The following is a 15,248-nucleotide window of genomic DNA, read 5'->3' as shown; positions in this document are numbered from 1 at the left end:
AAGTAACGACAGATAAAGATGGAAAAGCAAACGTTTCAGAGTTATCAGTAGGAAAATATAAGCTAGTAGAGGTAGAAAGCTTACCAGGATATAAAAAATTAGCAAAACCAGTATCGTTTGAAATTAAAAAAGGTATGACAGAAGTTTTATCATTAAAAGTAGAGAATGAACAGTTAGATAAAGGTTCAGTAGATATTACAAAAGTGGACAAAGACAGCCAGAAGGCATTAGAAGGCGTAACATTCGAAGTGCAAGATGAAAAAGGAAAAGTAGTAGCGAAAGTAAAAACAGATAAAGAAGGAAAAGCGACAATTTCAGGTCTATCTGTAGGGAATTACAAACTAGTAGAAGTAGAGAGTTTACCAGGCTACAAAAAGTTAACAGAGCCAGTATCATTCGAAATTAAAAAGGGTATGACAGAAGTCTTATCATTAAAAGTAGAGAATGAACAGTTAGACAAAGGTTCAGTAGAAATCACAAAAGTAGATAAAGATAGTCAAAAAGTATTAGAAGGCGTAGTCTTCGAAGTACAAGATGAGCAAGGCAAAGTAGTAACGGAAGTAAAAACAGATAAAAATGGTAAAGCAAAAATCTCAGACTTATCTGTAGGAAAGTACAAATTAGTAGAGAAAGAAAGCTTACCAGGTTACAAACAATTAACAGAACCAGTATCGTTTGAAATCAAAAAAGGAATGACAGAAGTTCTATCATTAAAAATAGAAAATGAAATGGTAGATAAGGGAAATGTAGAAATTACAAAAATAGATAAAGATAATAAGGCACCGTTAGCAGGTGTAGTCTTTGAAGTTCAAGACGACAAAGGCAAGGTAGTAACGAAAGTAACGACAGATAAAGCTGGAAAAGCAACAGTTTCAGATTTATCAGTAGGAAAGTACAAGCTAGTAGAAGTAGAGAGTTTACCAGGCTACAAAAAATTAGAAAAGCCTGTACCATTTGAAATTACAAAAGGTATGACAAAATCTTTAACGTTCACTGTAGAAAATGAAATGGTAGATACGGGGAATGTAGAAATCACAAAAATAGATAAAGACAGTAAAGCTCCATTAGAAAATGTTGTATTTGAAGTACGTGACTCAAAAGGAAAAGTAGTTGCAAAAGTAACAACGGATAAAGAAGGAAAAGCAAACGTTTCAGATTTATCTATTGGAAAGTATGAGTTAGTAGAAGTAGAAACACCGACAGGATACAAGCCACTAGAAAAGCCAGTTTCATTCGAAATTGAAAAAGGTAGAGTTACAGCATTACAATTGACTGTAGAAAATGAATTAGTGGATGTAGGAAATGTAGAAATTACAAAAGTAGATAAAGATAGCCAAAAAGTATTAGAAGGCGTAGTCTTCGAAGTACAAGATGAGCAAGGCAAAGTAGTAACAGAAGTAACGACAGATAAAGATGGAAAAGCAAACATTTCAGATCTATCAGTAGGAAAATACAAATTAGTAGAGACGAAGAGCTTACCAGGTTACAAAAAGTTAACGGAACCAGTATCATTCGAAATTAAAAAAGGTATGACGAAAGTTTTATCATTGAAAGTAGAGAATGAACAGTTAGACAAAGGTTCAGTGGAGATTACAAAAATGGCTGCTGAAAGCAAGGAAGTCTTATCAGGAGCTGTGTTTGAAGTTCATGATGAAGCGGGCAAAGTAGTAGTGAAAGTAACAACAGATAAAGATGGAAAGGCAAAAATCGCAGATCTATCTGTAGGTAACTACACACTAGTAGAAGTAGAAGCACCAAAAGGATATGAAAAATTAACTAATCCAATTCCATTTGAAATTACAAATGGAATGATAAATGCAGTTCAATTAGAAGTATTAAACAAATTGAATCATTTAGCACCACCAGGTCCAGAAAAACCAGATCCAGAAAAACCTGGAACACCAGATCCAGAGAAACCTGGAACACCAGATCCAGAAAAACCTGGAACACCAGATCCAGAAAAGCCTGGAACACCGAATCCAGAAAAACCTGGAACACCGAATCCAGAAAAACCTGGAACACCGAATCCAGAAAAACCTGGAACACCAAATCCAGAGAAACCTGGAACACCGAATTCAGAAAAACCGGAAAAAGAATTACCGAAGACAGGGCAGAAAATGCCTGTGGAACCATATATGGGAGCACTTCTTGTAATGATGAGTTTTGGATTATTCGTATTAGGTAGAAAACAGCAGAGATAATAAAAGTGAAAAGGTATCCTCAAAGTATTTGAGGATACCTTTTTTAGCATAAAAAAAAGCATCTAGCAAAAGAACTAGATGCAAATAAAAACACATGGGAAGACAAAATTCTTCCCGTTTCCCGTATGTAATTATATCAAAAAATTTATAAAAAACTAGCTATATTTAAAATATAATTTTAAAAAAAGTTATATACATAAATAATTGCAATACTCGCAGTTTTCTCTTTCCAAAAAATACATTTCTTTAATTTAGAATATTAAGACTAATATTGATAAATCTTCAGATAATTAGAAAAAATAATCAAAAGGATATATAATATTGCTTAAGAAATAGTTTTAATGGATTACATATAGTTCATTTGGTGTATTAATTGAATATCATAATTTTTAATTTTATTAAGCAAGAATCTCGGTTACGTATTGCATTTCTAACATAGGGTGAGAAAGAAAAATACAATAGTGTGGAGGTTTTTATAATGACGTTTGTTCTTAGTAAAATGAGTGGCTTTAGCATAGAAGAAAAGGTACATGAATTTGAATCTAAAGGATTCCTTGAAATCTCAAATGAAATCTTTTTACAAGAGGAAGAGAATCATCGTTTATTAACACAAGCACAGTTAGATTATTATAATTTGGAAGATGATGCGTACGGTGAATGCCGTGCTAGATCTTATTCAAGGTATATAAAGTATGTTGATTCACCAGATTATATTTTAGATAATAGTAATGATTACTTCCAATCTAAAGAATATAACTATGATGATGGCGGTAAAGTTAGACAGTTCCATAGCATAAATGATAGTTTTTTATATAATCCTTTAATTCAAAATATCGTGCGTTTCGATACTGAATTTGCATTTAAAACAAATATAATAGATACAAGTAAAGATTTAATTATAGGTTTACATCAAGTAAGATATAAAGCTACTAAAGAAAGACCATCTTTTAGTTCACCTATTTGGTTACATAAAGATGATGAACCAGTAGTGTTTTTACACCTTATGAATTTAAGTAATACAGCTATTGGCGGAGATAATTTAATAGCCAATTCTCCAAGGGAAATTAATCAGTTTATAAGTTTGAAGGAGCCTTTAGAAACTTTAGTATTTGGACAAAAGGTTTTCCATGCCGTAACGCCACTTGGAACAGAATGTAGTACTGAGGCTTTTCGTGATATTTTATTAGTAACATTTTCTTATAAGGAGACAAAATGAGAGAGAATAAAATAATTATGATTTCTGGAGCCAATAGTGGTATAGGTCATGCTTGTATAAAATACTTTTTAGAAAAATCCTTTCATGTAATAGCGCTTGATATTAATAATAATAATTTAATAGATTATATGAAAACAGACATGCCTTTGAAAGTAGTGCAAATTGATTTAAGTAATAGCGAAGCGATTCATAATCTTTTTACTCAATTAGATTTAGAAAACCTTTCTCCTGATATATTAATAAATGCTGCTGGTATTCGAGAGATAACACCCGTTTTAAATTTATCCGATGATATGTTTAAAAAAGTAATTGATGTAAATTTAGTAGCCCCATTTATCCTTTCTAGGGAAGTAGCGAAGCGATGGTGTGAATCAAAAATAAAAGGTTGTATTGTGAATATAGCATCGGTTTCTGGATTAATGGCTGAACCAGAGCGAGCTGCTTATGTGGCATCAAAGCATGCCTTAATCGGATTGACTAAACAGATGGCTATGGAATTTGGGAAGCAAAATATAAGAGTAAATAGTATTTCTCCCGGTGTTATTAGAACTGAACTTACAGAAGAATACTTTAGTAATAAAGCCTTGATGTCTATGATAAAAAGTAATCAATCTTTAGATACTTGGGGGTTGCCGCAGGATATTGTTTCATGTATTGAGTACTTGATTTCTGATCAGGCCCGCTTTATTACTGGTTCTAATTTTGTAATTGATGGTGGTTGGACCGCTGGGAAAAACTTGTAATTGAGTGTTTTTGAGGAAAAGCACCTGTCCTTTTTTAAGGCTGGTGTTTTTCTCACTATAAACCGATTTTTTATTGGAGGGGGATTAATTTGCTTCAAAAAAGTTTTAAGCAAGAGAAAACGGTACCGGCTTTAAAGATGATAGCATCAATGGTTATCTTTGGATCAGTTGGATTTTTTTCGGTTCAAACAAACTTACCTTCGTTTGAATTAGTGTTTGTAAGGTGTATTTTTGCGACAATATTTTTAAGTGTATGCTGGTTGCTTACAGGGCAATATAAACAAGATAAATGGGAACGAAAAGAAGTTATTCAAGTTTTAATATGTGGCTTTTTCTTAGTATTTAATTGGGTTTTCTTATTTAAAGCCTTTGAAAATATGTCAGTTACAATTGCTATCTCAGTTTATCATCTTGCACCAGTAATTGTACTGTTAATTGGAAGTATCGTCTTTAAAGAAAAATTAACATTAATATCTATTATTTCAATAATTGTGTGTTTTGCAGGAGCTTTATTAATTGCTGGTATCGATGGAAGCTTCTCTTTCGGTTCATTAATGTCTTCAGGTATGATATGGGGATTTCTTGCAGCTCTCTTTTATGCATTTACAACTTTATTTGGTAAAGGGATTAATAAAATGAGTGCGTATGCAATGACATTTTTACAAACATTCTTGGGGATATTTCTTTTAATACCATTTATAGATTTAGATGCTTTTAGTGGCCTCACTCAAAGTAATTGGACATATATTATAGCTACTGGTTTTATTCACACAGGGATAGTGTATTATCTGTTTTTTGATAGTTTACGCCATTTATCTACAAAAACAATCTCAATATTAGTTTTTTTAGATCCGGCAGTGGCAATATTATTAGATACTGTACTTACTGGATTCCGTCCAACTTTAATGCAAATAACAGGAATTCTTTTTATTTTTATTGGCATGACTTTAACATTAAAAAAATCTAAAGATAAAAAACTGAGCCAAAAAGAAAAGCGAATTGAAAGCGATGCTAGTATATCTCAACAATAATGAAATATATTGTGTATAAAACGATAAACCTTGCATGAATCATGCAGGGTTTATTTGTTTCAATATAATTCATATTTATAATATGTAATTTTAAAAACTGAGGTATGTTTTTTAACATGCTTTTGATTCAACTATTTTTATTTGACTATAAATTTACAAAATTGTATATAAAACCTTATTTTTTGATAATATATAAGTAATAAATTCATAGAATTGGAGTGATGAGATGCAGCCGTTAGAAAGGGAGATTCATTCTAATATGCTGAAAGTGTGGAGGATTCACGCTTTAATTGGGGCGGCAGTTATACTAACAGTCGTAATTGCGTATTTCTTTTTTATGATTAACTTTAACTGGTGGGGCTGGTTGTTTGGACTATTAGTAACAGGAGCCATTATATTTATTCCACTTGATTATTTTGTGTTTCCAAATTTACGTCAGCGCTATTATAGTTACAGATTAAATGAAGAAGAGATTGAGATTCAAAAGGGAATGTTCGTTGTAAAACGCGTACTTATTCCGATGATCCGTGTGCAGCACGTAACGATTGAGCAAGGGCCAATTATGAGAAAGTATAATTTAGCAGAATTACACATTTCAACAGCCGCAACTTCTCATAGTATCCCAGGTTTAACGAAAGGAGAAGCAGAACAGCTGAAAAGACAAATTGGAGAACTTGCGAACGTGAGTGATGAGGATGTATAAGAGGCAACATCCGATCACGATATTGTTAGGTATTAGGGTTGCGAGTTTGTTGCCACTTATTATTCTTGTTTTATTTAAACCTGATGAACAAGTGGAACCTTGGTATTTATTTTATCTTTTCCTTCTGGTTGTTTTATTCATCATGGCTATTTTTTCAGCAATTAAATGGTATTTTAAAGTGTACTGGATTGAGAATAATATTTTACATATAAAGCACGGTGTTTTTGTAAAGAAGGAAAGCTATTTAAATAAAGAGCGTGTACAAAATATTAGTACGTCTTCTAACATCATTTATCAAATGCTCGGACTTATGAAGTTAAATATAGAAGTAGCCGGTGGTGGTAATGAACCAGAAGTGATGTTGGCTGGTATTAAAGAAGACGAGGCAAAACATTTAATCTCTTTATTACATAAGAAAGAAACTACTGTAAAAGAAGAAATAGAAGAGGAAGAAAGCAAGACGGTTTATCAGTTAACAGCGAAAGAGGTTTTAGCCGCAGCGATTACATCTGGTCGGTTCGGACTAGTGTTCTCTGGACTAGTACTTCTTTACACAAAGTTTGATTTTGTTCTTCCTGAAGGATTCACAAGTAAAGTAGAAGCGTATGTGATGGGAAACGGTGTTTATAAACTAATTGTAATTGCATTAATTTTAATGGCAATTTCGTGGATTATTTCCACGGCTGGATATGTGTTGAAATATGCAAACTTTAAAATTGAGCGAAAAGGGGAAGAGATTCGTATCGTTCAAGGATTATTTGAAAAGAAAGAGTTTGTCTTAAAATTGCACCGCATTCAAGCGATTACTGTAAAAGAAGGTATGCTTCGCCAGCCGTTTGGCTATTGTGCTGTTGAAGTGGAAGCAATTCAAAGTATTGGAGCAGCAAGTAACGAAGTAATGTTGCATCCATTTATGAAGAAAAAAGATGTACAGCACCTGCTCACATATTTAGAGTTACCTTATGAAATCGAAGCGGAGATCGTTCACTTACCAAAAACAGCGTTGCGTCGTTATTTCATTATGGGCTGGTTAATAAGTATCATACTCACAGTTCTAATTGCCAGCGTGAGTATATATTTTAAACAATATATTGCGTTGTTTGTTATTTTACCGTTATTTATCGTGTTTTCGTTACTTGCGTATGCTAGATATAAAAGTGGCGGTTATGAATTAAGAGAAAATCAACTAACGGTTGTATATCGTAATTTTTCGAAATATACAGGAATAATGCGAAGAAGACATGTTCAAGTAGTAGGTTATGATCAATCGTATTTTCAAAGAAAAGATGAATTATGTACAACTCTTGTAGCGGTAGCCGGGCGCGGTTATGAAGTAAAGCATATGAGAAAAAAAGATTCACTTCGTATATATAATTGGTACAAAGAAAAAGGAAACACCGGTGTGTAATGGTGTTTCCTTTTTGTCATTAAATCGATATCTTTAGTCGAATCGTTGATATATTTCAAGATGTGATAGATAAATTGAAAAAATCGTTGATATATTCAAAGATATGATAGATATATTCGAAAAATCGTTAATATAATTTCACGTACTGTCAGTGGTGTATCACTTTTTAATTAAACTAACACATCAAAAGTAGTCACAAAAGAAGGACGAGAGAAAATACTCTTTTGCTGTTCTGCATGTGGATGCGCTTGAGCCTGAGGTTGTCCTTCTGCTTGCGTGGGGCGTTTTTTATGAGCGTTTTCGAATGAACGTGATTCTGTCCAATCTTTAAAGTTTTGCTCTGTTTCCCACATCGTTAAGATGACATATGTATCGTTACTTAATGGGCGTAGAACACGGATTGCTTGGAATCCTGGTTCGTTTTCAATAAGGCCTGCGCGGTTTTTAAAGCGGTTTTCAAATACAGGGCGACCTTCGTCTGTTACAGAAATGTTGTTACAAACGATATAGCCAGGTTGTCCTTTAAATTCGCCGACAGCATCTAGTACGTCATACTGAAGTGAACCTTCTACAGATTCTTCTGTATTTTCTTTATAAAACATATTTTTCTCATCATTTTTTGCAGTGAAATGTGCTTGTTCTAGAGGTGTTTCGTATGAAATAATAGCCTTCATTTTAATGCCCCCTTACTAGTTTGTTTCTATTATATCAACTCTCTTAAAAAACTTCGAAGATTATATACATAAAGATACTTCTTTTTCAAATAATAAATGTACCATCATTTGGAAAGAAGGACGATGTATGAAGAAAGTAAAGTGGACTTTATTAGGCGGCGTCGCAACGTTCGTAGTAGCGATTGTACTCTATAAACTTATCGTGTTAGCTGGTGGCTATATGATGGATGAAAAGCAGCTCGTTTTCCACTCTTCATCACGTATCGTTGACCAGAAAGGGAAAGAAATTACGAAATTATACGTAGAAAATAGAGACCTCGTACCGATCGAGCAAATTCCGAAGTATGTGCAGCAGGCGTTTGTTGCGGTGGAAGATTCTCGTTTTTATGAGCATCAAGGGATTGATTATCCGTCTATATTCCGTGCTCTTTATAAAGATACGTTAGCTAGAGAGAAGGTAGAGGGCGGTAGTACCATTACGCAGCAACTCGCTAAAAACGTCTTTTTAACTCGTGAAAAAACATTTACGCGCAAATTGAAGGAAGTCGCAATTTCTCTTCAATTAGAGCAAAAATATACGAAGCAACAAATTCTTGAAATGTATATGAATCATATTTATTTTGGTCATGGGGCTTACGGTATTCAAGCGGCAGCAAAGTTGTATTTTAATAAAAATGTTGAGGATTTAACAGTAGAGGAAGGGGCAATGCTTGCAGGCCTTCCGAAGTCACCAAACGGATATTCACCGTACTATTCTGCAGAGAAGAGTAAGGAACGCCGCGATCTAGTATTGTCACTTATGCATAAACAAGGCTATTTGACTGCAGAAGAAAGCGTTCGTTATCAAGGGAAGACAATTGCTCTATATAAAAATTTAGATGAGAATGAGCTTGCATATATGCCGTATATTGATATGGTCATAGATGAAGCCGCTCGTTTATACGGGTTGTCTCATCAAGAAGTACTTCGCGGAGGATATACGTTTGTCGTACCTATGGATGAAAAGATTCAAAAGGTAGCATATAACCAGTTTCAAGATGCAAGGAATTTTCCTGGGAAAGAAGAAGGGGCGCAGGGTGCTTTCTTATTAATGGATAATCGTACGGGAGGGATTAAAGCGGCGATTGGGGGAAGAAAGTACGTCCCGAGAGGATTTAATCGTGTTTTTGCCAAAAGGCAGCCCGGATCTGTTTTAAAACCACTTATCGTTTATGCACCAGCACTAGAAACGAAAAAGTATAATCCGTATTCTTTATTAACAAATGAAAGAAATTCTTTTGAAGGGTATGAACCTCGAAATTATAATCATGAGTATTCAAAAGAAATGACGATGTATGATGCAATTTTAGAGTCGGCAAACGTACCGGCAGTTTCTTTATTAAATGAGTTAGGGGTAGAAGAAGGAAAGCAATATTTAGAAAAAGGAAATGTCCATATTGCAGATGCTGGTTTAAGTACAGCGCTTGGGGGACTAAAAAATGGCGTTTCAACATTTGATCTTGTAAAAATGTATCGTTCATTTTTAGCAAATGGAAATATTATTGAGCCGCACGTTATTGATAAAGTATTAAATAGACACGGTGCAGTCATTGGGGAATCTCCAAAAGTAGAGACGAAAATCTTCTCGAAGCAGACAGCATGGTATATGACGAAAATGTTAGAAGGAGTTGTGAAGGAAGGGACAGCGAGAGCTGGTGTATATAACGGTGCGTTAGCTGGAAAAACGGGTACAACTTCATTGCCAAATGACGATAAGGGAGCAAGAGATATGTGGTTCGTCGGCTATACACCTAACTTAGTAGGCGCTGTTTGGATTGGTTATGACCGTACGGATAAGGAGCATCAGTTGCAAGGAGAAAGTGCATCTGCGACAAAATTGTTCAAGAAAATTTTAACGAAGGCTAATGTAGAACATAAAGAGAAGTTTATGAAGCCTGAAGGTGTGGAAACAATCGGCGCTCCGATTCGGCTGCGCAAAATTGAAGATGTAAAAATGAAACTATCATTTAGCCCTTTCGGTTTATTTAAAGCAAAATTAAGCTGGACGCCACTTCCAGATAACAGAATTATGTACCGAATCTATAGAGTGGAGAACGGAATTCATACGCATGTTAGCACTGTAAATGGCGCTGGGGAATATGAGGAAAAGTTCGTTAACATATTTTCAAAACCGAGCTTTTACGTTGTACCATATAATACACAAACGAATCGTGAAGGAGAAAAGTCAAAAGTAGCTAAACCATAGTTTTTCTCTGTGTTATAATAAGAATGTTGTGAAAATAGTAAGCGTTTTTACGAATGTTTGTGTCAATTTAATGAACAACGTACATAATATTATGCATTTTGTTTTTACAAGCTGTATAGTAAAAAAAGATAAATATCGAACGTATTCGAAGCATTGGTAAGGAAGGGAGCAAGGGTCTTGGTAAGAACTATAAATGAGACATTTTTAAAAGCATGTAGGGGGGAACGTACCGATTATGTACCAGCATGGTATATGCGTCAAGCAGGTCGTTCACAGCCGGAATATAGAAAGATTAAAGAAAAGTATTCTTTATTTGAAATTACACACAATCCAGAGTTATGTGCTTACGTTACAAAATTGCCGGTTGATCAATATAACGTAGACGCAGCAATTCTTTATAAAGATATTATGTCACCACTACCTGCAATTGGTGTGGATGTAGAAATTAAATCTGGTATTGGCCCAGTTATCGATAGCCCAATCCGTTCTTTACAAGACGTAGAAAAACTAGGGGAAATCAATCCAGAAGATGACGTACCGTACATACTAGATACAATTCGTTTATTAACGACAGAAATGTTAGACGTACCGTTAATCGGTTTTTCAGGAGCTCCATTTACATTAGCGAGCTATATGATTGAAGGTGGTCCATCTCGTAACTACCATAATACGAAAGCGTTTATGTATGCAGAGCCGAAAGCTTGGTTCGCATTAATGGATAAGCTAGCAGATATGGTTATTACATATTTAAAAGCGCAAATTAACGCAGGAGCAAAAGCAGTTCAAATTTTCGATTCTTGGGTTGGAACAGTAAACGTAGCAGATTACCGCGTATTTATTAAACCAGCAATGGAGCGTATTTTTGCAGAAGTTCGCACGATGGGTGTACCGATGATTATGCATGGCGTAGGAGCTGCACACTTAGTAAATGAATGGCACGACTTACCGCTTGATGTAGTTGGCTTAGATTGGCGCTTACCGATCGAAGAAGCACGTGCACGCGGCGTTCATAAGGCGGTACAAGGAAATATGGACCCTTCGTTCTTACTTGCACCATGGTCTGTTATTGAAGAACATGTAAAAGGTATTTTAGATCAAGGGATGAAACAGCCGGGTTATATCTTTAACTTAGGTCACGGTGTATTCCCAGAAGTAAATCCGGATACATTAAAACGTTTAACTACATTTATTCATGAATACTCTAAAGGGCAGTTAGCGAAGTAAAGGAGAATTGCTGTATGAAAAAGAAAATTGGTTTGCTTGTAATGGCATACGGAACGCCATATAAAGAAGAAGATATTGAACGTTACTATACACATATTCGTAGAGGAAGAAAGCCAAGTCCTGAAATGCTGGAAGATTTAACAGAGCGTTACCGTGCAATTGGTGGTATTTCTCCTTTAGCTACTATTACATTAGAGCAAGCTAAGAAGTTAGAACAGCGTTTAAATGAAGTACAAGATGAAGTAGAGTACCATATGTATCTTGGTTTAAAACATATTGAACCGTTTATTGAAGATGCGGTGAAAGATATGCATAACGACGGAATACAAGATGCAATCGCACTTGTTCTTGCACCTCACTATTCTACGTTTAGCGTGAAATCATACGTTGGACGAGCACAAGAAGAAGCTGAGAAACTTGGAAACTTAACAATTCACGGCATTGATAGCTGGTATAAAGAGCCGAAATTCATCCAGTACTGGGTTGATGCAGTGAAAGGTATATATAACGGTATGTCAGATGCAGAGCGTGAAAAAGCAGTATTAATCGTATCTGCACATAGCTTACCAGAGAAAATTATTGCAATGGGCGATCCATATCCAGATCAATTAAGTGAAACAGCTGATTATATCGCGCGCGGAGCTGAAGTAGCAAACTATGCAGTAGGCTGGCAAAGTGCAGGAAACACACCAGATCCTTGGATTGGTCCAGATGTACAAGATTTAACGAGGGAACTAAATGAAAAGCACGGTTATACTTCATTCGTATATGCACCAGTTGGATTTGTTGCTGAACATTTAGAAGTTTTATATGACAATGACTTTGAGTGTAAAGTTGTAACGGATGAAATTGGCGCGAAATATTATCGTCCAGAAATGCCAAATGCATCAGACGCATTTATTGATTGCTTAACAGATGTTGTATTAAAGAAAAAAGAATCTGTACTGTAAGAAGAAAGGGGGAGCCTGCTTGAGGAAAAAAGTTGTGATCGTCGGCGGAGGCATCACTGGATTAACAGCAATGTATAACTTACAAAAAAATATTCATGAAAAAAACTTGCCGATCGATACATTACTTATAGAAGCATCGGGTAAACTTGGCGGGAAAATTCAAACCGTTCGAAAAGATGGATTTACAATTGAACGTGGGCCAGATTCTTTCTTAGCACGAAAAGAAAGTGCAGCTAGATTAGTGAAAGAATTAGGTCTTGGCGATGAACTTGTAAATAATCAGGCCGGTCAATCATTTATCCTCGTAAACAATCGGTTACATAAAATGCCGAATGGATCAATGATGGGAATTCCAACGCAAATTACGCCGTTTCTATTTTCCGGGCTGTTCTCCCCAATTGGTAAACTAAGAGCTGGTTTTGATCTATTAATGCCGAGGTCAAAGCCAGTATCTGATCAATCACTCGGTCAATTTTTCAGACACCGTCTCGGAAACGAAGTGGTTGAAAACTTAATAGAACCATTACTATCGGGTATTTATGCAGGGGATATTGATGAAATGAGCTTAATGTCAACATTCCCGCAAATGTATCAGATTGAGCAGAAACATCGCAGTATTTCACTCGGTATGCGTACGCTCGTTCCGAAAGAAGAGAAAGCTGAACCGAAAAAAGGAATCTTCCAAACAGTGAAAACAGGTTTAGAATCTATCGTAGAATCTCTCGAAGCAAAGATGCATGAAGGTACGATAATAAAGGGAACTCGCATTGAAAAAGTTGCAAAACAGGGTGATGGTTATACGATTACTCTTAGTAACGGAAAAGAAATAGAAGCGGACGCCATCGTAGTGGCAACTTCGCATAAAGTATTGCCGTCCATGTTTGCTCAGTACAAGCAGTTTCGTTTCTTCCGTAATATTCCATCCACATCCGTTGCGAATGTCGCACTTGCTTTCCAAAAGTCCGCAATCAAGCGCGATATTAATGGTACAGGATTTGTCGTATCACGAAATAGCGATTACACGATTACAGCATGTACGTGGACGCATAAAAAATGGCCACATACAACGCCAGAAGGAAAAACACTCCTTCGCTGTTACGTTGGACGTGCTGGTGATGAAGCGGTTGTAGAACAAACTGAAGAAGAACTCGTTCAGCTCGTACTAGAAGATTTAAGAAAGACGATGGATATTACAGAGGATCCAGAGTTTACAATTGTAAGCCGCTGGAAAGAAGCGATGCCTCAATATACAGTAGGCCATAACGAGCGAATGAAAAAGCTCACAACATTTATGCAGAAAGAGTTGCCTGGTATATACTTGGCAGGTAGCTCCTATGCTGGTGCTGGACTTCCAGATTGTATTAATCAAGGTGAGGAAGCTGCAAAGCGTGTATTATCTCATTTGGAGAAAGTAATAGATGCTGAATTAATCGCACAATAAACTATAAGAAACGCCTTCAATCATATTGAAGGCATTTCGTTTGTTATATAAAATACTTATTCGCCAATAAACATATATAAGCTATTTGGCTTTATAACGGCATCTCCTGCATAAATAACCCACTCTGTTAAGTTATCAAAATCTAAATGATAACGATTTCCTTCACTCATATCTTCTATAAAATATGGTTCATTAATGAGTATTCCTTGAATGAAATCTTCCGTAATGTTTTGCATTTCAAACCACATATGTTCACTTTTTCCTTCTTCGTAGGAGACACCAAACTTAGCAAGGAAACGAAAATCTTCATTTGATTGTTCAATGTGAAAAATGTTGCTGAAATACCCGAAAGTATTTTTCGCATTGTAAGCCATACGATTGGTTTCACTATTTGTTTTATAGAACATGAGCCCTGTAGCTTCCTCGTGTTCTTTGAAAAAACTTTCAATATATTTTTCTGAAGTATTAAATTTGAATAAGAGAACGGATGGAGATTGATGGTATTCATCTCGGGCATCCATTCCGCCTAAGAATGTATTTTGTGTATCTATTGGTTGTAGTTTCACTTCTTCATCCTCGATTGAAGATAATTGGTCCATACTCGTTTTATGCCCTATATAAGATAATCCTTTTTCCCACGGAACAGCGACTGTATGTATAGAACCTTGCTGACTATGTGCGATAACGATAGGCTCATTCATAGGGACTTGTCCATTCTCAACGGCATTATTAGCAAATGTTTGAAAGAGATCGCTAATGCCGTAGTAGGAAGAAATGCGATTTGGAATAATTAACTCTATTTCAGTTACGCCTGCTCTTAAAAGACCATGTGTATGAAACCAATATTGCGTAGGCTCACCGTCTTTATCGTCTTCATAAACGGAATGAATAACGTATAAGTCAGGAATGTCAGGTAATAATTCATTTTCAACGTGATATTCAATATAGCTTCTAGATATCACTTTCATTGCTGCACTTGAATCGATTACAAATAACAAATCTGGGGCGAGATTCCATAAAAACTGTAACTGCTGGAAAAAGCAGTCCAGTACATCGCCTACAAATAGCGTACGAGTGAAAATTTCAGTGCCGAAAGCCGCATCTTCAAAATTACGATCTACAATTGTAGAATCTTGTCTATTGTACATTTTATATCCTTCTGGATCGTTCGGTTCATCAATATGCAGTTCATACGGTATGACTGTTTCACCCATATGTAATTCAACAATAAGGCTTGTCTTATCACTATAAACAATTTTTAAATCATCAACTTTAGTAGCGATAGTTTCTAGTCGCTGTTTTAACTGCTCAATTGTAATTCTAGTTGGTATAACGGCAATCATATCTGAAAAATGACGTTCTAATGTTCCATTCATAGCTGCGCGGTATGTTTCTGTTTGTACTTCCATCCA

Annotated in this window: 12 protein-coding genes; 10 read left to right on the top strand and 2 right to left on the bottom strand. The window is 35.5% G+C overall.

Translation table 11 applies throughout. The annotated features are described in order from the left end of the window. From C4S65_RS06795 to C4S65_RS06770, 6 genes are all read left to right on the top strand, one after another. Positions 1-2,201 (top strand): SpaA isopeptide-forming pilin-related protein (locus C4S65_RS06795; RefSeq protein ID WP_181032128.1); only part of this gene is annotated, 2,201 nt, incomplete at its 5' end. Between the two features lie 478 nt (positions 2,202-2,679). Further along, complete coding sequence (locus tag C4S65_RS06790) at positions 2,680-3,417, top strand: 2OG-Fe dioxygenase family protein (protein ID WP_000144818.1); 738 nt, start codon at positions 2,680-2,682, stop codon at positions 3,415-3,417. After that, positions 3,414-4,160, top strand: coding sequence for an SDR family oxidoreductase (locus C4S65_RS06785; RefSeq protein ID WP_141526917.1), 747 nt, complete (start codon positions 3,414-3,416; stop codon positions 4,158-4,160). The genes C4S65_RS06790 and C4S65_RS06785 overlap by 4 nt, the downstream gene beginning before the upstream one ends. An 89-nt stretch (positions 4,161-4,249) precedes the next feature. Beyond that, the gene (locus C4S65_RS06780) at positions 4,250-5,191 is read left to right on the top strand and encodes a DMT family transporter (RefSeq protein ID WP_000939628.1); all 942 of its coding nucleotides are present in this window, start codon (positions 4,250-4,252) and stop codon (positions 5,189-5,191) included. A 226-nt stretch (positions 5,192-5,417) separates the two neighbouring features. Beyond that, on the top strand, positions 5,418-5,894 hold the full coding sequence (locus tag C4S65_RS06775) for a PH domain-containing protein (RefSeq protein WP_097821132.1): 477 nt from the start codon (positions 5,418-5,420) through the stop codon (positions 5,892-5,894). Further along, a complete protein-coding gene (locus C4S65_RS06770) occupies positions 5,887-7,302 on the top strand; it encodes a PH domain-containing protein (RefSeq protein ID WP_061666648.1) in 1,416 nt (471 codons plus the stop codon). Before C4S65_RS06775 ends, C4S65_RS06770 begins: the two co-directional genes overlap by 8 nt. A 170-nt stretch (positions 7,303-7,472) precedes the next feature. Here C4S65_RS06770 and hmoB read toward each other — a convergent pair whose 3' ends face one another. Then, positions 7,473-7,976 carry a heme-degrading monooxygenase HmoB gene (gene hmoB / locus C4S65_RS06765; RefSeq protein ID WP_000644064.1) on the bottom strand — a complete coding sequence of 168 codons (504 nt, stop codon included), beginning with the start codon at positions 7,974-7,976 and terminating at the stop codon, positions 7,473-7,475. Between the two features lie 127 nt (positions 7,977-8,103). On the opposite strand from hmoB, the gene C4S65_RS06760 reads away from it, so the two are divergent. The 4 genes from C4S65_RS06760 to hemY all read left to right on the top strand — a co-directional run bounded on the left by C4S65_RS06760 (position 8,104) and on the right by hemY (position 13,836). After that, positions 8,104-10,221 carry a PBP1A family penicillin-binding protein gene (locus tag C4S65_RS06760; protein WP_000756294.1) on the top strand — a complete coding sequence of 706 codons (2,118 nt, stop codon included), beginning with the start codon at positions 8,104-8,106 and terminating at the stop codon, positions 10,219-10,221. 177 nt (positions 10,222-10,398) lie between these two features. Continuing rightward, a complete protein-coding gene (gene hemE / locus C4S65_RS06755; RefSeq protein ID WP_098291955.1) occupies positions 10,399-11,445 on the top strand; it encodes a uroporphyrinogen decarboxylase in 1,047 nt (348 codons plus the stop codon). 14 nt (positions 11,446-11,459) lie between these two features. Further along, on the top strand, positions 11,460-12,395 hold the full coding sequence (gene hemH / locus C4S65_RS06750; protein WP_061666651.1) for a ferrochelatase: 936 nt from the start codon (positions 11,460-11,462) through the stop codon (positions 12,393-12,395). A gap of 19 nt (positions 12,396-12,414) precedes the next feature. Then, entirely contained in the window at positions 12,415-13,836 is a 1,422-nt protein-coding gene (hemY, locus tag C4S65_RS06745; protein ID WP_001228105.1) for a protoporphyrinogen oxidase, read from the top strand. Positions 13,837-13,892: 56 nt separating this feature from the next. Here hemY and C4S65_RS06740 read toward each other — a convergent pair whose 3' ends face one another. Beyond that, entirely contained in the window at positions 13,893-15,245 is a 1,353-nt protein-coding gene (locus tag C4S65_RS06740; RefSeq protein ID WP_000453724.1) for a DUF4026 domain-containing protein, read from the bottom strand. Between the last annotated feature and the right edge of the window lie 3 nt (positions 15,246-15,248).

The sequence above is a fragment of the Bacillus sp. ok061 genome, assembly GCF_900108285.1.
GTDB classification, from domain to species: Bacteria; Bacillota; Bacilli; order Bacillales; family Bacillaceae_G; genus Bacillus_A; species Bacillus_A thuringiensis_S.
Note: the sequence above shows the minus strand (reverse complement) of the source record. Positions and strands in the feature narration are given on the sequence as shown.

Excerpts from the sequence above, each read along its gene's own strand:
- C4S65_RS06790 (WP_000144818.1), top strand. The coding sequence starts at position 2,680 with ATGACGTTTGTTCTTAGTAAAATGAGTGGCTTTAGCATAGAAGAAAAG.
- C4S65_RS06785 (WP_141526917.1), top strand. The coding sequence starts at position 3,414 with ATGAGAGAGAATAAAATAATTATGATTTCTGGAGCCAATAGTGGTATA.
- C4S65_RS06775 (WP_097821132.1), top strand. The coding sequence starts at position 5,418 with ATGCAGCCGTTAGAAAGGGAGATTCATTCTAATATGCTGAAAGTGTGG.
- C4S65_RS06770 (WP_061666648.1), top strand. The coding sequence starts at position 5,887 with ATGTATAAGAGGCAACATCCGATCACGATATTGTTAGGTATTAGGGTT.
- hmoB (WP_000644064.1), bottom strand. The coding sequence starts at position 7,976 with ATGAAGGCTATTATTTCATACGAAACACCTCTAGAACAAGCACATTTC.
- C4S65_RS06760 (WP_000756294.1), top strand. The coding sequence starts at position 8,104 with ATGAAGAAAGTAAAGTGGACTTTATTAGGCGGCGTCGCAACGTTCGTA.
- hemH (WP_061666651.1), top strand. The coding sequence starts at position 11,460 with ATGAAAAAGAAAATTGGTTTGCTTGTAATGGCATACGGAACGCCATAT.
- C4S65_RS06740 (WP_000453724.1), bottom strand. The coding sequence starts at position 15,245 with ATGGAAGTACAAACAGAAACATACCGCGCAGCTATGAATGGAACATTA.